The sequence below is a fragment of the Microbispora sp. CSR-4 genome (assembly GCF_008033685.1).
Classification (GTDB): Bacteria; Actinomycetota; Actinomycetes; order Streptosporangiales; family Streptosporangiaceae; genus Microbispora.
The window spans coordinates 217,163-235,012 of the sequence record NZ_VJVX01000003.1 but is presented as its reverse complement, the minus strand read 5'-3'; the positions used below and the strand labels follow the sequence as shown (position 1 = coordinate 235,012).

Sequence of the window (17,850 nt, the reverse complement as noted above, 5' to 3'; positions counted from 1 at the left end):
CGTGACAATGGCAGGGTGCTGATGCTTCTCGACACCCCGTCGCTGTACTTCCGCGCCTTCTACGGGATCCCGGAGTCGGTGACCTCTCCGGACGGCATGCCGGTCAACGCGGTGCGCGGGCTCCTCGACATGATCGCCACCCTGGTCCGGCAGCACTCTCCCGCCCAGATCGTGGCCTGCATGGACGCCGACTGGCGGCCGGCGTTCCGGGGGGCCGCGATCCCGTCCTACAAGGCGCACCGGGTGGCGAGCGGCGACGAGGAGGAGGTGCCGGACACGCTGGCCCCGCAGGTCCCGGTCATCGAGGAGGTGCTCGACGCGCTCGGCATCGCCCGCGTCGGCGTCGCCGGATACGAGGCCGACGACGTGATCGGCACCTACGCGACCGCCGCGACCGGCGCCGTGGACATCGTCACCGGCGACCGTGACCTGTTCCAGCTCGTCGACGACGAGAAGCCCTGCCGCGCCCTTTACACAGTAAGGGGAATCCGCAACCTCCAGATCATCGACGAGGCGTTCGTCCGGGAGAAGTACGGCATCCCGGGCCGGGCGTACGCCGACTTCGCGACGCTGCGCGGCGACCCGAGCGACGGCCTGCCCGGTGTCGCCGGCATCGGCGAGAAGACTGCGGCGGCCCTCATCACGCGCTTCGGGTCGCTGTCCGCGCTGCTCGCCGCGCTGGACGACGGGAGCACCGACGGCTTCCCCGCGGGCGCGCGCAACAAGCTCGCCGCCGCCCGCGACTACCTGGAGGTCGCCCCCGCCGTGGTCCGGGTGGCCCACGACGCCCCCGTCCCGGACGTCGACATCACGCTGCCCACCGCGCCGCGCGACCCCGAGCGGCTGGTCGCGCTGTCGGAGAAGTACGGCCTCGACAGCCCGCTCAATCGCCTGCTCGCCGCCCTGTGGTAGACGCGGGCACCGGCAGATCGAGACGTCCATCCGCGCCCGCATCCGGGCCGGCCGGATGCGAGCGGGCGCGTCGCTGCCACCCACCCGCACCCTCGTGACAGGCAAGCAGCTCGTCGCCGAGTGTTACCTCGTCAGCCGGTCAGTCGGTTACCCAGGCCGCCGCCTCGATGCCGCCGACCCGCGCGGGCCCCGCGGCTTCGACGGCACAGCCGGCCGCGCGGTGCGCGGCCATCGGCCGCTGCGTCATCCGGCTGTCTCGTACCAAACGAGAGCGCAGTTCAGCACCGTGACGGCGGAGGCGCAGGCCGCCGCGCACACCGTGGTGACGGGCCGGTTGACCAGGCGGCCCATCAGGTCGCGCCGGTGTGCGAACATCACCAGCGGCCACAGCGCGAACGGGATCCCGAAGCTCAGCACGACCTGCGAGATCACCAGGACACGTCCGGGTTCGGCGCCGGCGGCGAGTACGGCCATCGCGGGAACCAGGGTGGCCAGACGACGCATGGACAAGGACGACCAGCGGCCCAGGAAGCCCTCCGCGATCACCGTGCCGGCATAGGTGCCGACGGAGGTCGCCGCCAACCCCGAGGCCAGCAGGGCGAGGGCGAAGAATGCCGCCGGCACCTGGCCCAGACCGGCGGCGAGGCCTCTGTACGCCCCCTCCAGAGAGGCGCCGACGGCGGGGCTGAGCGCGGCGGCGCCGATGGCCAGTATGGCCGCGTTCACCATGCCGGCCAGGCCCATCGCGGTCAGTACGTCGAGCCGGGTGGCCCGCAGCAGCTCGCGACCGCGACCGCGGGGCTCGCCGTGCCGGTCCCTCAGCAGCGCACCGTGCAGATAGATCGCGTGCGGCATCACCGTCGCGCCAAGGATGCCACACGAAAGGAACAGGCTGTCGGTGCCGGAGAGTCCGGGGACAAGCCCTGAGACGAGGCCGTCGAGAGAGACACCGCCGTCGAAGGCGGTGAAGACGAACCCGACGAGTATCACTGCGAGCAGGGCGATGACGACGGCTTCGAATCGCCGCTGTCCCCGCCGTGACTGCACCACGAGCATCACCCAGGACACCGCTCCGGTGATGAGGCCGCCGGCGACGAGAGGGGTCCCGAAGAGCAGGTGCAGCGCGACGGCGCCCCCCACGACCTCAGCGAGGTCGGTGGCGATGGCCACGGTCTCCGCCTGAGCCCACATCGCAAGGCGGGCAGGGTGGCCCCGGTGGCGATGGTGAGTTTGGCGGACAGGTACTGCACGAGCATCGCCATGATGTTCGCGCCTGCCAGCACCCATAGGAGCAGGTAGCCGTGACGTGCCCCCGCCGTGATGTTCGTGGCCACGTTTCCCGGGTCGACGTAGGCGACGGCCGCCACGAAGGCGGGGCCCGTCATCCGGAGCAGGGCCGGGGTCCGGAAAACCGCGGTGGTGGCCGTCCGCGCCTCCCGCGGATGCGTGATCGTCATGGCGCTTCGGGGAGCCGCGCCGGGTTCGGGGGAAGCCCGATGACCGGCTCGACGTCTCTGCCGAGACTGCCGACCGTGCTCGCCCCACCGGGCGTGCCGAGCTGGGCGAAGAACTCCGCGTTGGCCCGCGTGTAGACCGACCACTCATCGGGGACGTCGTTCTCGTAGAAGACCGCGTCGACCGGGCAGACCGCCTCGCAGGCGGCGCAGTCGACACACTCCAGCGGATGGATGTACATCATGCGCCGCCCCTCGTAGATGCAGTCGGCGGGGCATTCGTCGACGCACGCCCGGTCGAGGACGTCGACGCACGGTTCAGCGATCACGTAAGCCATTGAGACTCCCATTCGAATGGGGGATCTGCGTGTGTCGTTCAGGCCGGCCGGTGGCCCGTGCGCGCCCGCCGCGCCGTGGCGATCAGCGCGAGCAGCGCGATCGCCGCCAGGGTGCCCCAACCCGGCAGATAACTGCCGGTGGTGTCCTTGAGCAGACCCAGGGCGGGAGGCGCCACGATCACCGCGACCTGGTTCACCGCCATCGCCAGGCCGAGGGCGAAGCCCGTCTTGCACGGCGGCGCGATCTCGGCGGTGTAGGCCACCCAGGGGCCATACCAGCCGAATCCGAAGAACCCGAGCCAGGCGACGAGCGACGCGACGACAGGAGTCGAGTCCAGAGGAACGATCATCAGCAGCACAAGCCCGACGACCACCGCGCCCATGCAGATCAGGACCGGGAAGTACCGCCCGGACCGGGCGCGATCGCTCCAGAGCGCGAGCACGACGCGTCCCGCCACGCCGGCGGCCAGCGCGGCGAACAGGAGCAGCGCCGCCCGCTCGATCGTCATTCCACCCGCTTCGTGCAGGTAGAGCACGGTGAAGATCAGGATTCCGTACTGAACCGAGATCAGGCTGAGTCCGGAGACCATGATGTTCGTCATCGACCTGTCGCGTAGGACGGAAAGGCGTGCCGCCGTCCCGGCCCGCGGTGAGCGCGCCGAGGAGCGGTTGTCGTGTGCCGACCCCGGTGGAGTCCGGTAGAAGACGAGGAACACCGCGGCACCGAGCAGGGCGACGAGCCCGCCGGCCGCCAACGACGAGCGCCAGCCCAGGCCGTTCGCAAAGGAAGGCAGGATCGCCGCCGACAGCGCCCCTCCCAGTGGGAGCCCGGCCTGCCGGATGCCCATCGCGAAACCCCGCTGTGACGTGGCGAACCAGCGGGCGATCGACTTGCTCCCGCCCGGCTGGGCCGTGCTGTACCCGGCTCCGACGACGATGAGGAACAGCAGCAGCGCCAGGTATCCGGGTGCGAGACTCGCGCCCAGAAGAGCCAGGGCCACGATCAGGGTGCCGCCTCCGACGACCAGGCGTTCGCTGTGGCGGTCCAGCAGTTCACCGGCCACGAGGAGTCCGACGACCGGGACCAGTTGGGCCGCGGAGATGAGCAGGCCCACCTGGGCGGTGGTGAGGTGCAGGTCACGCTGGACGAAGGCGCCGATCACGCCGATCCCCTGGACGAGGAAACAGGCGGAGGTCTGGGCGACGGTCGCGACGAGCAAGATCATCCAGCGGTAGCCCCCGGTCGGGCCACTGAGTGTGTCGACGCTCATCCCCGGATCGCCAGCGCCGGCGCCTCGACCGTGGGCTCACCCAGCGGACGCTGCCGCTGAAGGGAGAGGAGGTTGTCCCTGACCGCGTTGAGGCCCATCCGTTCGAAGATCAGTTCATGGTCGAGCTCCGGCGTGGCCCCGTTGGCCCGCAGTTCTTCGATGGCCATACCGAGCAGTTCGATGTTGTCCGACAAGCGCACTTGCCCGCGGCCGTCCACGGCGTATGGCGTGTCCTCCATGCCGACGCGGAGCACGTCGACCTGGCTGTCCGGCTGCGAGGCGTAGGCGGCAAGACGGCGCAGCGCGCACATGCGGGTGCCGCGCCGCGGGCCGACGTCCAGTTCCTTGACGTGCTGGAGGGCATGCTGGGGCATGACCGCCGCCCCGACGGTGACGGTGACGTGCCGCTTCTTCACACCGGGCTCGGCGAGGTCGTACTCGAGGCTCTTCGCGGCGGTGACGACCCGCCGGAATCCCGCGTAGTCCTGCGGAAAGGGCAACCGTGGCGAAAACCCGAAGAGCAATATGACGTTCAGTTGCCCGGAAGCGCCCAGGCGCAACTCCGGATGCTCGATCGCGTATCGCGTCATCGCATGGCTGCGCACCAGCTGCACCCACTCCACCTCATCATCGCCCCACCGGCGATCCAATTCTGGACGAAATCTGCTCGGGTGCCACCATCAAAACGTCACCGCTCGCCACCGTCGCCGAGGGGAAGGCGCTCTATGGGATGGGGTGCCGGTGATTGTCCGGCGTGAATTTCTCCCCGGTCGAGGCACAACCGAGTATCAGGGTCCTGTTGCTTGCTCGCAGATTCGGCATGACCGCCCTTGGTATGTCGTCCACCTGACCATCCTGGCGGCGGATCGGGGATCTCCATATCGGCCCGGCCCGGTCACGGAGGGACCCGGCGACCCCCATTCGTCGCAACAAATAGAAGAATGATGCAAAAGTCAGGATGCATTGTCAATGCGCGTGAAATAAGGGACAATTTGACAATCCATAATTCCTGCGAATAACGGAGGCCACTGCCTTCCCGCAGCGAGCGCAGGCCGGGAAGGACCTTTAAGGGCGTTTCACCCTGGCGGGGAACCCTTTTGCGCGTTCGCTGTGCCCGTGTTCACCAGGGCCGCCGCGTTGCCGGCCGCCCAGCCATACCGGCTGCCCGGAACCGGGTTCGACGACGACCTGCCACAGACTGCAGACGCAGCGTCTGTAGACGACCCATCCCTGGGACGTGCGATGGCGGGATGCCTCGGTCCAGTCATGCGCCTGCTGTCCGACCATGGGACAAGTATGTTGTAATGCCATTGTGCATTTGAACCCTTACGGCAGCCAGGCGGTCGCCCTCGCCGTGGACCTGGCCAACAGGAAGCCCGTCACCGTCGGGGAACTGGTACGCAGGTGCACCGAGGCCGGACTGATCATCGACCAGGCGGTCGAAGTGGAGGATCTCGGCCGGGTGATCGCGCTGCTGCGCGACTGGGAGCGGATCGTGGACGCCGCCGACGAGTGGGCACGCGCCGATCTGGTCAATCGCCGGCTGGCTGCGGCGGCCGCCTACCCCCGGCTCACCGATCACGCGGGCGACGGGTGGCACCTGCACTACCGCGCCGACGAGACGTCCTTCATCGAGATGCTCGACTCACTCATCTTCGTCGGAACGGCGCTGCATCTGGTCGGCCGCGGAATGCACCGGCTGGGCAGGTGCAGGCTGGCCGAGTGTAACCTCATCTACGCCGATACCTCCCGTAGCGGAAGGCAGCGTTACTGTTCACCACGCTGCGCGAACCGTGACGCGGTCCGCAGACACCGCACCATGCTTCGGTCCGGCGCGTGACCTGCTCCTCCGCTGTCCCGCGCCGTTCAGCCGGAACCCCTGCCGGATGCCGACCAGCCCAGGACGGTCCACGCGGCCTGGTGCCCGCCTGCGGCAGGGCAGGACCAGCTCCTGTACAGCCCGGCCCGCCGGTATCTGCGGCGCGACCTCCGCAGGTCGTTTACATCCTGGTATGTCCGCACTCGGGTAGGTTGATCGCGTGCCGTACACGACGATCCGCCTCCCGGACACCGCGGACGGGCTCCGCCGCGCAGTGGAAGCAGGGTTCACCCGCATCCGCGGCGAGTTCCACCTGCCGGACGGCTTCCCCGCCTCCGTACGGGAGGAGGCCGAGCGGGCCGCGGCGGCCGCCGCCGCACCGCGGGAGGACCACACCGGCCTGCCGCTGATCACCATCGACCCGCCCGGCTCGATGGACCTCGACCAGGCGCTGTGCATCGAGCGGCGCGGGACGGGCTACCGCGTGTGGTACGCGATCGCCGACGTCGCGGCGTTCGTCCGGCCCGGCGGGGCGATCGACGCCGAGGCGCGGGTCCGCGCCGAGACCGTCTACATGGCCGACGGACGCGTGCCGCTGCACCCGCCGGTCCTGTCGGAGGGCGCGGCCAGCCTGCTGCCCGGACAGACCCGCCCCGCGGCCCTGTGGCGGCTCGACCTCGGGCCCGACGGGGAGATCGAGGCGGTGGACCTGCGCCGCGCGCTGGTGCGCAGCCGGGAACGGCTCGACTACGAGACGGTCCAGGCCGCCGTGGACACCGGCCGGGCGGAGGGGACGCTCGCGCTGCTGGCCGAGGTGGGGCCGCTGCGGCTGGAACGGGAGCGGGCCAGGGGCGGGCTGTCCCTGCCGACCCCCGAGCAACAGGTGATCCCCGACAGCGACGGCGGCTATCGGGTGGAGTTTCGCACCAATCTCCCCTGCGAGGCGTGGAACGCCCAGATCTCGCTGCTCACCGGCATGGCGGCGGCCCGGATGATGCTGGACGCGGGCGTCGGCGTGCTGCGGGTGCTCCCCGAGGCGGGCCCGCAGGACGTCGGCAAGGTCCGCAGGGTCGCCGCCGCGCTCGGCGTGCCCTGGCCCGACGGCACGTCGTACGCCGAGGTCGTGCACGGGCTCGACCCGAAGATCCCCGGCCATGCCGCCTTCCTGCACGAGTCGACGGTGCTGCTGCGCGGCGCGGCCTACGTCGCGTTCGACGGCACGCCGCCCGGCCACGCGCTGCACGCCGCCATGGGCGCGCCGTACGCGCACGTCACCGCGCCGCTGCGGCGGCTCGTCGACCGGTTCGCCACCGAGGTCTGCCTGGCCGTGGCCGCGGGCCGCCCGGTTCCCGAGCAGGTCGCGGCAGCGCTGCCCGAGCTGCCGGAGCAGATGGCGATGGGCGGCAGGCGGGCCGACGCGGTGGAGCGGGCCTGCGTGGACCTGGTCGAGGCGGCCGTGCTGCGCCCCAGGATCGGCGAGGTCTTCGAGGCGGTCGTCGTCGACGTCACCGACGGGAAGCCGGGCGGGCAGGTGCAGGTCCCCGAGCCCGCCGTCATCGCCCGCTGCGACGGCGACCACCTGCCGCTCGGCGAGCGCGTCCCCGTACGGCTCACGCGCGCGGACCCCGCCACCCGCGAGGTCCGCTTCACAGCGGTGTGAACCGGGCCCGTTTTCGAACCGCGTCAGCTCACCGACGAGTAGGCGACGACACCCCGGCGCATGGCGTCGATGGCCTTGACGGCGTTCTCGGCGACCTTGCTCCCCTTCGGCGCGGCGTCCCTGAGCTGGCCGAGCAGGTCGAGCAACTGCTTGATCCAGCGGACGAAGTCGCCCGCCGCGAGCTCGCAGTCGGTCAGCACGGCGTCGAGGCTGTGGCCCTTGGCCCAGCGGAAGGCCGCCCAGGCGAAGCCCACGTCGGGCTCGCGGACGAACGACAGGCCGTGGTCCTCCTCGATGCCCTCCAGCTCGCCCCACAGCCGCACCATCTCGGTGAGCGCGTCGCGCGCGGCCCCGGCCGGGATCTTGGGGCTGCGGACGTCGTCGGCCTGCCGCGACTCGTACACCAGCGACGACACGCACGCGGCCAGCTCGGCGGGGTCGAGGCGGTTCCACACGCCCGCCCGCAGGCACTCGGCCGTGAGCAGGTCGAGCTCGGTGTAGAGCGAGGCGAGCCTGCGGCCCTGCTCGGTGACGGTCTCGCCCTCCAGGTAGCCGAGCTGGTCGAGCACGCCGCACACCCGGTCGAAGGTGCGGGCGATGACGTGCGAACGCCCCTCGACCCGGCGGCGCAGCCCCTCGGTCTCCCTGAGCAGCTTGTAGTAGCGCTCGGCCCAGCGGGCGTGGTCCTCACGCTCGTCGCAGCCGTGGCAGGGGTGCTGGCGCAGCTCCCGCCGCAGGCGCGTGACCTCCTCGTCCTCCTGGGCGTGGTCGCGCGCCCGCGGCGGCTTGCCGAGGTCGCGGTCGCCCAGCTTCGCGTGCACGGTCGAGACGAGGTTGGCCCGCTCCTTCGGCGAGCGGGGATTGAAGCCCTTCGGGATCCTGATCTTGTCGACCGGCTCGACCGGCACCGGGAAGTCCGCCGCCGACAGGCGCTTGACCTGCTTGCCGATCGTCAGCACGAGCGGCGAGGGGCCGTCGTGTCCCCGGCCGTTGACGCCGGGGTCGAGCACGACCGCGATGCCGGCGCGGCGCCCGCCCGGCACCCGGATGACGTCGCCGGGCCTGAGCACCTCCAGGGACTGCACGGCCTGGGCCCGGCGGGCCGCGCCCCGCTGGCGCGACAGCTCGGCCTCGCGGTCCGACAGCCGCCTGCGCATCGCGGCGTACTCCTCGAAGTCGCCCAGATGACACGTCATGGCCTCGGCGTAGCCCTCGAGGGCCTGCTCCGCCTTGCGGAGCTGGCGGGCCAGCCCGACCACGGCCCGGTCGGCCTGGAACTGGGCGAAGGAGTCCTCCAGCAGGGTCCGCGCCCGCTCCCGGCCGACCTGCCCGACGAGGTTGACCGCCATGTTGTACGACGGCTTGAAGCTGGAGCGCAGCGGATAGGTGCGGGTGCCGGCGAGACCGGCGACCGCGAGCGGGTCCATTCCCGGCTGCCAGACCACGACCGCGTGGCCCTCGATGTCGATGCCGCGCCGCCCGGCCCGGCCGGTGAGCTGGGTGTACTCCCCCGGGGTCAGGTCGGCGTGGGTCTCGCCGTTCCACTTGTCGAGCTTCTCGATCACCACGGACCTGGCCGGCATGTTGATGCCGAGCGCCAGCGTCTCGGTCGCGAAGACCGCCTTCACCAGTCCCTTGGTGAACAGCTCCTCCACGACCTCCTTGAACGCCGGGAGCATGCCCGCGTGGTGGGCGGCCAGCCCGCGCTCCAGGCAGTCGCGCCACTCCAGGTAGCCGAGCACCGCGAGGTCCTCGTCCGGCAGGTGCGCGGTGCGGTCGTCCACGATCTGGCGGATCTCGTGGCTCTCGGCCTCCGTGGTGAGGCGCAGCCCCGAGTAGAGGCACTGCATGACGGCGGCGTCGCAGCCGTTCCTGGAGAAGATGAAGGTGATCGCCGGCAGCAGGCCCTCGGCGTCGAGCTTCTCGATCACGTCCGACCGGCTCGGGGTCGTGCCCCGGCCGGGCCGCGAGTAGCCCCGCCTGCCCCTGGCCTGGGCCAGCCGCATCTCGTCGCGGGAGATCCGCATGAGCGACGGGTTGACCCGCAGCGTGCCGTCGCCTTCGTCGACGAACAGGTCGAACATCTTGTTGCCGACGAGCATGTGCTGCCACAGCGGGACGGGCCGGTGCTCGTCCACGATGACCGTGGTGTCGCCCCGCACCTCGCCCAGCCACTCGCCGAACTCCTCGGCGTTGCTCACCGTGGCCGACAGGGCCACCACCCGCACCGACTCCGGCAGGTGGATGATGACCTCTTCCCAGACCGCCCCGCGGAACCGGTCGGCCAGGTAGTGGACCTCGTCCATGACCACATAGCCGAGGCCGGTGAGGGTGTTCGACCCCGCGTACAGCATGTTGCGCAGGACCTCGGTGGTCATGACCACGATCGGGGCCTCGCCGTTGACGCTGTTGTCGCCGGTCAGCAGGCCGACCTTGCCCGGGCCGTACCGCCTGACCAGGTCGTTGTACTTCTGGTTGGACAACGCCTTGATCGGCGTCGTGTAGAAGCACTTGCGGCCCTGCTCCAGCGCCAGGTGGACGGCGAACTCCCCCACCACCGTCTTGCCCGACCCGGTCGGCGCCGCCACCAGCACGCCGTCCCCCGCCTCCAGCGCCTGGCAGGCGTCGATCTGGAACTCGTCGAGCTCGAAGTCGTAAAGTGCGCGGAACGAGGCGAGAGCGGGTCCGGATCCGGACTGCCTCTCACGGAAGGCGGCATAGCGTTCCGCTGGCGTACTCATACCGTCAACCCTACCGATAACGGGATTCCGGGCGTCCGTGATCAGTGTTCCTTCTCAGCGAACGCGTTCACGCCGAAGCTCACGGAACGAGCACGCGCAGCGCTCCCGGCTCGATCGTGCAGGTCAGCGGGACCGGCCCGGCCCGCTCGCCGTCGGCGTACGCCACGACGTCCCCGTGCGGGGCCTCGATCTCGACCCGCCGGGCGCGTCGCAGGGTCACGGCGGGGTGGGCCGTATGGCCGCCCCGATAGACGCGGGGAAAGGTGCGCAGGAACTCGCCCTTCGGCATCGCCCCGAGCACGAGCACGTCGAGCAGGCCGTCGTCGGGCCGGGCGTCCGGGCACACCCGCATCCCGGCGCCGTACGACCGGGTGTTGGCCACCGCCACGAGCATCGCCTCGCGCTCGACGACCTGCCCGTCGAGGGTGATCCGGAACGGGATCGGGGTGAACGAGCGCAGCTCGCGCGCGAGCGCGACCAGATATTTCGCCATGCCGGGCGGCCACGTCATGGCGTTGGCCCGCTCGTTGACACGGGAGTCGAACCCGCAGGCGAGGACCCCCGCGAACCACTCGCCGGTGCCCAGCCTGGCCGCGTCGATCGTCCGGAGGCCGCCCGCGGTCACGACGTCGGCGGCGGCGAGCGGGTCCTTGCGCGGGATGCCGAGGGCGCCGGCGATGTCGTTGCCGGTCCCGGCGGGCACGATTCCGAGCGGCACTGCCGTCCCGGCGACGGCCTGCACGGCGAGGTGGACCAGTCCGTCGCCGCCGAAGGCGACGAGCGCGGCCGGTGCGGCGGCGACGGCCTCGCGGGCCCGCTCCAGGGCATCCGCCGCCGAGGTCCCGACGATAACCGAGACCGGGCGGCCACCCGCCCGCAACCGCTGTAAAACGGGGTCGAGCAGGCGCAGGGTACGGCCGCCGCGGGCGGCGGGGTTCACCAGGACGGTGATCTCATCGGCCACATGGGGAACCTACCGCCGCCCACCGGACGGCACCAGAGGGATATTCGGTCAGTCCCTCAGATCGACCGAGTCCGCCGTGCCCTCGGAGGCGGACGGCCCGTCGAGCTCCTCCTCGATGGCCCGTGCGTGCGCCGCGTCGGCGGCGTCGCGCTTCTTGTCGTGGAAGTACATGAACGCCTCCGCGATGAAGAACAGCGCGACCATGGGGAGCGCCAGGGCCAGCATGGTGACGGGATCCTGGCTCGGCGTCGCGACGGCCGCGAAGACGAACATCAGGAAGACGACCATGCGGGTGTGCTTGGACACCGTCTTGAACCGGAGCACCCCGATGACGTTGAGGAACACGAGCAGCAACGGCAACAGGAAGGAGGCGCCGAAGATGATCAGCATCGCGAGCGCGAAGCTGAGGTACTCGTTGATGCTCACCAGCGTCAGCGTGCCCTCGGGGGCGAAGCTCAGCAGCAGCGACAGGCCCTTGTCCATCGTGACGTAGGCCAGGGCCGAGCCGGCGGTGAACAGCGGGACGGACAGCCCGAGGAACGCCATGGTGTAGCGGCGCTCGTTCTGGTAGAGGCCGGGGGTCACGAACGCCCAGATCTGGTAGATCCAGAACACCGCCGAGACCACCACACCGAAGATGATGGCGACCTTGAGGTTGACGAAGAACGAGTCGAAGACCCCGTTGACCACCAGCGTGCACTTGTCGCCGTTGAGCTGGTGGGCCTGCGGCAGCCGGCAGTAGGGCTGCTTGAGGAAGTTCCAGATGGGCTCGAAGTAGATGAACCCGACGGCGGTCCCGACGGCCACCGCCAGAATGGCCTTGATCAGCCGGTTGCGCAGCTCGCGGATGTGCTCCATGAGCGTCATCCGCCCGTCGTCCGCCGTGGCGGGAGTCGAGCGTTTCAACAGGGCCATCTAGCTCGTCCTGAGATCGGTGGGGATGCGGCGCCTAGTTGGAGCGCTGCTCGTTCTGCGAGCTCACGGGCTGCTGACTCTCACGCAGCCTCCGGTTCTCCTCCTCCAGGAGGCGCAGCCGCTCCTCGATGGACGGGGTGCCGGGCGGGATCTGCGCCGCCTGCGGAGCGACCGGCTCGGCCTGCGCCTGCACCGTCTGCCGCGCCTCGTCCTCGTCGCTCATCTTGCTGGTTTCCTTCTTGAACATGCGCAGCGACTGCCCCAGGGCCTTCGCGGTGTCCGGGAGCTTCTTGGCGCCGAAGAGAAGGATCAGAACCAGGAGGATCAGGATCCATTCCATGGGTCCGAGGTTGGGCATGTCGTGTCCTTACCGCGAGGGCCGTGTACTACCTCCCGATCGTACGCGCCCCGCACGCCAAAGTTCACCTGTCCACGAGCCTCAAAATCACATCAATCGCGGGCAAAGCCCGCTATTCGGGCATTCCAAGTCGGCCCCTGGCCCGGCGGACCTCGGTCTGCAGGTCCCGCGCCGCGGCGAGCACCCGGACGGCCGGCCACGCGAGGACGGCGAGCCCCGCCACGGTCACCGCCGCCAGGGCGAAGAGCACGGCCATGTCACCCGCCCCGGTCACACGGTCTCGTAGTTGGCCAGCGCCTGCTTGGCGGTGGCCGTGACCCGCTCGGCGAGGGACGCCGGCGACAGCACCCGGCCGCTGTCGCCCAGCCGGAGCGCGAGCCGTACGAGCCAGGACTGGTCGCGGGCCCGCAGGGAGACGCGCAGGCGGCCCTCCCCGAGCTCGGCGACCTCCTCGCAGGGGTAGTACTCCGCCACCCAGCGGCCCGCCGGGGTCAGCTCCAGCTCCACCAGCTCGTCGCCGTCCGACGGCCGGAACACGCCCTGGGTGACGTCCATCGGCTCGGCCTCGGCCGGCGGATCGGCCGGCACGTCGAGGACCTCGACCTCGACGATCCGGTCGAGGCGGAACATGCGCATCGCCTCGGCGCGGTAGCACCAGCCCTCCAGGTAGTGCCGCCCGTCCACGAGCACGACCCGCAGCGGGTCGACCTCCCTGGGGGTGATCTCGTCGCGCCCCGGCACGTAGTAGCGCAGCGACAGCCTGCGGCCCCGGCGCGCGGCGTCGGTGATGACGGCGTGGGCGTCCGGCGCCGCGCCGATCTCCACCTGGACCTGGCTGCTCACCGTGGCCGCGCCCTCGCCCGCCGCCTGCTCCAGCTTGGCGATGACCCGGCCGAGCACGTCGCGACCCTGGAACTCGGGCAGCTCGTCGAGCATGCGCAGCGCGACGAGCAGCGCGCTCGCCTCGTCGAGGCCGAGCTTGAGCGGCCGGGCGATCGCCTCGGCGTTGTCGATGAGGATCTCGCCGCCGTCCCACGAGACGTCGATCAGGTCGCCGGGCGTGTGGCCGGGCAGGCCGCACATCCAGACGAGCTGGAGGTCGTCGATGAGCTGCTTTTCCGACAGGCCGAACAGCCGCGCCACCTCGGGCACCTGCGCGCCCGGGTGCGACATGAGGTACGGCACGAGCGCGAGCAGCCGCGGCAGCCGGTCAGAGCTCACTGCAACGCCCCCTTCAGACGGCGGATCACGGCGTCGCGCGCGTCCGGCGGGTCGAGCACGACGGCGTCCGGGCCGAGGCTGGCCAGCCACCCGGCGAGCCGTTCCGCGTCGGCGAAGGTCACCTCGGCCTCGTCCCACTCGTCCGGCCCGGGACGCACCGCCTGGGCGGCGTGCCGCAGGCCGAGGCAGGTGCCCTTGCGCACGCGCACCAGGGCGACCCGCTCGTTCGGCAGCTCCTGGAAGCCCACCATGGCCCGCAGGTCCAGCCCCTCGGGCACGGTGAACGCCCCCGGCCGCCCGAGCGTGGACACGGCCCCGGCGATCCGGCTGAGCCGGAAGACCCGGGCGGCGCCGCGGTCGCGGTCGTGCCCGACCAGATACCACCGGCCGCGCCTGCTGACGACCCCCCACGGCTCGACCGTGCGCCGCAGCACCGACTCGCTGCCGGCCGACCGGTAGTCGAAGGCGACCGCGCGCCGGTCGCGTACGGCCTCCCACAGCGCGGGGAACGTGGGGTCGCGGGTGTCCACCCGCAGCTCCAGCGGGCTCTCCGCGAGGTCGGCGTGCACGCCGCCCGCGGTCAGCTTCAGCAGCGCCCCGCTGGCCGCCTCGGCGAGGCTGGCCCGCTGCCACACCTGCGCGGCCAGGCCGATGACGGCGGCCTCGTCGGGCTCCAGCGTGATCTCGGGCAGCTCGTACGCCTCGCGCACGATCCGGTAGCCGGGGTCGTCCTCCCAGGGGTCCTTGTGGACCTCGATGGGGATGCCGATCTCGCGCAGCTCGTTCTTGTCGCGCTCGAACATGCGCTGGAAGGCCTCGTCGTTGTCCGGGTCATAACCGGGGACGGCCTGCCGGATCTGCTCCGCGCTCAGCGGCCGCCGCGTCGCGAGCAGGCAGATAACCAGATTGAGCAGCCGCTCGGTCTTCCGCCGCGACATCGGGCCTCCCTTCCGATGGAGAACGCTACCCTTTTCGGCGTGATCAGATGGCGCAAGGGCGAAGTGGTGCGGGTCCGGCGCGAGTGGCCGGGGGCGGTGGAGCTCGACGTCGCCGTCGCCGAGGGCGAGTGCCGGGCGCTCGCCTATCCCCCGCTGGTGGGACGCCCTGAGGTGGGCGACACCGTGCTGCTCAACACGACCGCCCTCGCCATGGGTCTCGGTACGGGAGGGTACGCCATGGTGGTGGCCGTCCCGGACCGTTTGCCGCAAGATCCTTCGGGCCCGGGCCACCTGGTGAAGGCACGCTACACGCCGTTGCAGGCCACGGTGCTCGGCGCGGACGAGCAGGGGTCCCCGCACCACGAGGCGCTGCGGGAGGCCGACTCGGTCGACGGCATGCCCGTGGTCGTCGCCGACCTGCACTCCGCCCTGCCCGCGATCCTGTGCGGCCTCTACGCGGACGCCCCCGGGATCAGGGTGGCGTACGTGATGCAGGACGGCGGGGCGCTGCCTGCCTGGTTCTCGATGTCGTGCGCGACGCTGCGCGAGCGTGACTGGCTGTGCGGGGTGGTGACGACCGGCCAGTCCTTCGGCGGCGACGTGGAGGCGGTCACCCTGCACACCGGCCTGCTGGCCGCCCGCCACGTGCTCGGGGCCGACGTCGCCGTAGTCGCCCAGGGGCCGGGCAACCTCGGCACCGGCACCCGCTGGGGATTTTCCGGCGTCGCCGCGGGCGAGGCGGTCAACGCCGCCGCCGTGCTGGCCGGGCGGCCCGTGGCCGCGCTGCGGGTCAGCGAGGGAGACCGCCGCGAGCGGCACGTCGGGGTGTCGCACCACTCCCTCACGGCGTACGGCCGGGTCGCGCTGGCCCCGGCCCAGGTGGTCGTGCCGGATCTGCCCGGCGAGTTCGGGGCGGCGGTGCGCGAGCAGGCCGCGGCCCTGGCCCCCCGCCACGAGATCGTGACCGTGCCGGTGGACGGCCTGCGCGAGGCGCTCAAGGCGTCCCCGGTGCGGCTGTCCACCATGGGCCGCGGCCTGGAGGAGGACCTGGCCTACTTCGTGACCTCCGCCGCCGCCGGGAGGCACGCGGCGTCGCTGCTGTCGTAGAAGTCCTTGAACGTGAACGCCTCCGGGCCCGGCCCCTGAGCCCGGAGCAGCTCCAGGCGCGCGATGGCCTCGTCGAGCGGCGGCCGGTGGCCCTCGGGCACCCACCACATCACCGTGTATGGCTCGGCCATCCGGAGGAACCACTGCCGGCGGCGCCGCATCACCTCCAGGTGGGCACTGCGATAGACGAAGTTCCACAACGTCTCGCGGGACTCCCAGACCGAGACGTTCACGACCAGCATCGGCCCGTAGTCGTGCTGGATCAGGTCGGTGGGCTCGTCGCCCTCCTTCATGCGCCAGACGAAGCCGGGCGCGTCGTCCGACACCTCGTAGATCGGCGCCAGGGCGGCGAGGAAGCTCGCCAGTGCGGGTGAGTCGAGGGGTTCCCTGAGATGGGCGACGTTGAGCTGGGCGAGATGCATGCCGCGATTCTATGTCAATCTACGTTGTTTTTAGAAGGCCCGAAGACCACGCAGCACTCCTCCGGTCTCGGGTCGAGCGCCGCGACGACCCCGGTCTCGCCCAGACCGGCCAGCATCCCCTCGCAGAGCGCGAGGTTCATCGAGCACACGAGCAGCGGATGAGTGTCGGCCAGCACATGGAAGGGGCAGTTGCGCAGCCGCACCCGCCCGTCCTCCTCGTACGGCTCGTAGCCGCGCGCACGCAGCATCTCGACGAGGTCGCCGCCCGCCTCACCGGCGGCCAGCCGCTCCCCGGTCCGGCGGGCGGCCTCCTCGGCCTTCTCCTCGCCGCCCAGCAGGTCGACGGTCTCCGCCAGCACGAGCGCGAGCGTGCGATAGTCGCGGGGCGGCAGGCTCACGGTCCGCTCCTCGCGCACCCGCCGGTAGACCTTCGCGGGGCGTCCGCCGCCGGGGCCGGCCTTGCCGCTGAGCCGCCGGAAGCCCGCCTCGAGCAACCCCGCGTCGACCAGTTTGTCCAGATGGTGGGCCGCCAGCGTGCGCTGGACTCCGGTCGCCTCGGCCGCCTCGTTTCGGCCCACGTCACGCCCCTGCTCGGCCACGAACCGATACAGCGCCCGCCGTACGGGATCGCCGAGCACGCTCATCGACTCCAGGTCGTCGCTCGTCACAGGCGGAGTCTACGGCGAGCCGTTGACGCGGCCGTACGGCGCTGCTTTCATTAGGAAACCTTCCTAACTAGACCCCCTCACGGAGGGCTCACCCCCGCCCGCGCCCCTTCCCGCCACGTCGCACGGCCGCGGGCGGAGAACGGAGCGACGCACGTGAAAGACCCGCTGATCAGGCGCACTCCCCGGCTCACTCCCCGGCGCGCGGCTGTGCTGCTCGCGGCCGCAGCGGCCGTGCTCCCCGCGAACGCGGCGGCGGCCGCGACCGGCGGCGGTCCGGCCGCCGCCCGGGAGAACGTGAAGGTGGCGGTCAAGGCGGCGCCGGTCGACCTCACCGACCCGAAGAAGAAGGAGATCGCGATGGAGCTCGTCTCCAGCGCGGAGAACTCCACCCTCGACTGGAAGGCCCAGTACAAGTACATCGAGGACATCGACGACGGGCGTGGCTACACCGCCGGCATCATCGGCTTCTGCTCGGGCACCGGCGACATGCTCGACCTGGTCGAGCTCTACACCGCGCGCAAGCCCGGTAACGTGCTGGCGAAGTATCTGCCCGCACTGCGGAAGGTGAACGGCACCGACTCGCACCGGGGGCTGGACCCGGACTTCCCCAGGGACTGGCGCGCCGCCGCCGCCGACCCCGCGTTCCAGCAGGCGCAGAACGACGAGCGCGACCGGGTCTACTTCAACCCCGCCGTAACCCAGGCCAAGGCCGACGGCCTGCGCGCGCTCGGGCAGTTCGCCTACTACGACGCCATGGTGATGCACGGCCCCGGCTCCGATCCGGTCAGCTTCGGCGGCATCCGCAAGACGGCCATGAAGAAGGCCAGGACCCCGGCGCAGGGCGGCGACGAGGTCGCCTACCTCAACGCGTTCCTCGACGCCCGCAAGGCCGCGATGAAGACCGAGGAGGCGCACAGCGACACCAGCCGGGTCGACACCGCCCAGCGGGTGTTCCTCAAGAACGGCAACCTCGACCTCGACCCGCCGCTGCGCTGGAAGGTCTACGGCGACGGCTACCAGATCCTGAGCTGACCCCCGTACGCCGAGGGCCCCTCCCACCGC

General features: G+C 71.2%; 17 protein-coding genes and 1 pseudogene. 5 read left to right on the top strand and 13 right to left on the bottom strand.

Features of this window, described 5'->3' with window-relative positions; genetic code table 11:
* The first annotated feature begins 21 nt into the window (after nucleotides 1–21).
* Nucleotides 22–912 (top strand): 5'-3' exonuclease, encoded by an 891-nt coding sequence (locus tag FLV34_RS05695; protein ID WP_147942555.1) that lies wholly within the window; start codon nucleotides 22–24, stop codon nucleotides 910–912.
* A gap of 243 nt (nucleotides 913–1,155) precedes the next feature.
* Here FLV34_RS05695 and FLV34_RS05690 read toward each other — a convergent pair.
* The 4 genes and pseudogenes from FLV34_RS05690 to FLV34_RS05675 form a co-directional block, all read right to left on the bottom strand.
* Nucleotides 1,156–2,297: pseudogene (locus FLV34_RS05690) on the bottom strand (Nramp family divalent metal transporter).
* 68 nt (nucleotides 2,298–2,365) lie between these two features.
* Nucleotides 2,366–2,704 (bottom strand): ferredoxin, encoded by a 339-nt coding sequence (gene fdxA / locus FLV34_RS05685; RefSeq protein WP_142647335.1) that lies wholly within the window; start codon nucleotides 2,702–2,704, stop codon nucleotides 2,366–2,368.
* 38 nt (nucleotides 2,705–2,742) lie between these two features.
* Entirely contained in the window at nucleotides 2,743–3,975 is a 1,233-nt protein-coding gene (locus FLV34_RS05680; RefSeq protein WP_142647336.1) for an MFS transporter, read from the bottom strand.
* On the bottom strand, nucleotides 3,972–4,589 hold the full coding sequence (locus FLV34_RS05675; protein ID WP_185948963.1) for a hypothetical protein: 618 nt from the start codon (nucleotides 4,587–4,589) through the stop codon (nucleotides 3,972–3,974). The genes FLV34_RS05680 and FLV34_RS05675 overlap by 4 nt, the downstream gene beginning before the upstream one ends.
* Before the next feature lie 698 nt (nucleotides 4,590–5,287).
* Here FLV34_RS05675 and FLV34_RS05670 point away from each other — a divergent pair.
* Complete coding sequence (locus tag FLV34_RS05670) at nucleotides 5,288–5,815, top strand: CGNR zinc finger domain-containing protein (protein WP_142647337.1); 528 nt, start codon at nucleotides 5,288–5,290, stop codon at nucleotides 5,813–5,815.
* Nucleotides 5,816–6,014: 199 nt separating this feature from the next.
* Complete coding sequence (locus FLV34_RS05665) at nucleotides 6,015–7,454, top strand: RNB domain-containing ribonuclease (RefSeq protein WP_187280547.1); 1,440 nt, start codon at nucleotides 6,015–6,017, stop codon at nucleotides 7,452–7,454.
* A gap of 23 nt (nucleotides 7,455–7,477) precedes the next feature.
* Here FLV34_RS05665 and FLV34_RS05660 read toward each other — a convergent pair whose 3' ends face one another.
* The 7 genes from FLV34_RS05660 to FLV34_RS05635 form a co-directional block, all read right to left on the bottom strand.
* Complete coding sequence (locus tag FLV34_RS05660) at nucleotides 7,478–10,195, bottom strand: RNA helicase (RefSeq protein ID WP_147942526.1); 2,718 nt, start codon at nucleotides 10,193–10,195, stop codon at nucleotides 7,478–7,480.
* Between the two features lie 79 nt (nucleotides 10,196–10,274).
* The gene (locus tag FLV34_RS05655) at nucleotides 10,275–11,159 is read right to left on the bottom strand and encodes a diacylglycerol kinase family protein (RefSeq protein ID WP_142647340.1); all 885 of its coding nucleotides are present in this window, start codon (nucleotides 11,157–11,159) and stop codon (nucleotides 10,275–10,277) included.
* Nucleotides 11,160–11,207: 48 nt separating this feature from the next.
* Nucleotides 11,208–12,074, bottom strand: a complete 867-nt coding sequence (gene tatC, locus FLV34_RS05650) for a twin-arginine translocase subunit TatC (protein WP_142647341.1) — start codon at nucleotides 12,072–12,074, stop codon at nucleotides 11,208–11,210.
* A gap of 34 nt (nucleotides 12,075–12,108) precedes the next feature.
* Nucleotides 12,109–12,432 carry a Sec-independent protein translocase subunit TatA gene (gene tatA, locus FLV34_RS05645; RefSeq protein ID WP_142647342.1) on the bottom strand — a complete coding sequence of 108 codons (324 nt, stop codon included), beginning with the start codon at nucleotides 12,430–12,432 and terminating at the stop codon, nucleotides 12,109–12,111.
* 112 nt (nucleotides 12,433–12,544) lie between these two features.
* Nucleotides 12,545–12,706, bottom strand: coding sequence for a hypothetical protein (locus tag FLV34_RS40220; RefSeq protein WP_168065872.1), 162 nt, complete (start codon nucleotides 12,704–12,706; stop codon nucleotides 12,545–12,547).
* Entirely contained in the window at nucleotides 12,703–13,653 is a 951-nt protein-coding gene (locus tag FLV34_RS05640) for a YafY family protein (protein WP_260617222.1), read from the bottom strand. Before FLV34_RS05640 ends, FLV34_RS40220 begins: the two co-directional genes overlap by 4 nt.
* Nucleotides 13,650–14,591 carry a YafY family protein gene (locus FLV34_RS05635; protein ID WP_147942525.1) on the bottom strand — a complete coding sequence of 314 codons (942 nt, stop codon included), beginning with the start codon at nucleotides 14,589–14,591 and terminating at the stop codon, nucleotides 13,650–13,652. Before FLV34_RS05635 ends, FLV34_RS05640 begins: the two co-directional genes overlap by 4 nt.
* A 39-nt stretch (nucleotides 14,592–14,630) precedes the next feature.
* Here FLV34_RS05635 and FLV34_RS05630 point away from each other — a divergent pair, with 39 nt between their 5' ends.
* The gene (locus tag FLV34_RS05630) at nucleotides 14,631–15,698 is read left to right on the top strand and encodes a DUF3866 family protein (RefSeq protein ID WP_147942524.1); all 1,068 of its coding nucleotides are present in this window, start codon (nucleotides 14,631–14,633) and stop codon (nucleotides 15,696–15,698) included.
* On the opposite strand, the gene FLV34_RS05625 is transcribed toward FLV34_RS05630, so the two are convergent.
* Both FLV34_RS05625 and FLV34_RS05620 read right to left on the bottom strand, forming a co-directional pair.
* Nucleotides 15,644–16,120: a DUF3291 domain-containing protein gene (locus FLV34_RS05625; protein ID WP_142618730.1), complete on the bottom strand. Its 477-nt coding sequence runs from the start codon at nucleotides 16,118–16,120 to the stop codon at nucleotides 15,644–15,646. The two genes, FLV34_RS05630 and FLV34_RS05625, sit on opposite strands and share 55 nt — an antisense overlap.
* Nucleotides 16,121–16,134: 14 nt before the next feature.
* Entirely contained in the window at nucleotides 16,135–16,788 is a 654-nt protein-coding gene (locus tag FLV34_RS05620; protein WP_260617223.1) for a metalloregulator ArsR/SmtB family transcription factor, read from the bottom strand.
* A gap of 153 nt (nucleotides 16,789–16,941) precedes the next feature.
* Here FLV34_RS05620 and FLV34_RS05615 point away from each other — a divergent pair, with 153 nt between their 5' ends.
* Nucleotides 16,942–17,820 carry a chitosanase gene (locus tag FLV34_RS05615; protein ID WP_312845734.1) on the top strand — a complete coding sequence of 293 codons (879 nt, stop codon included), beginning with the start codon at nucleotides 16,942–16,944 and terminating at the stop codon, nucleotides 17,818–17,820.
* The last annotated feature ends 30 nt before the right edge of the window (nucleotides 17,821–17,850 follow it).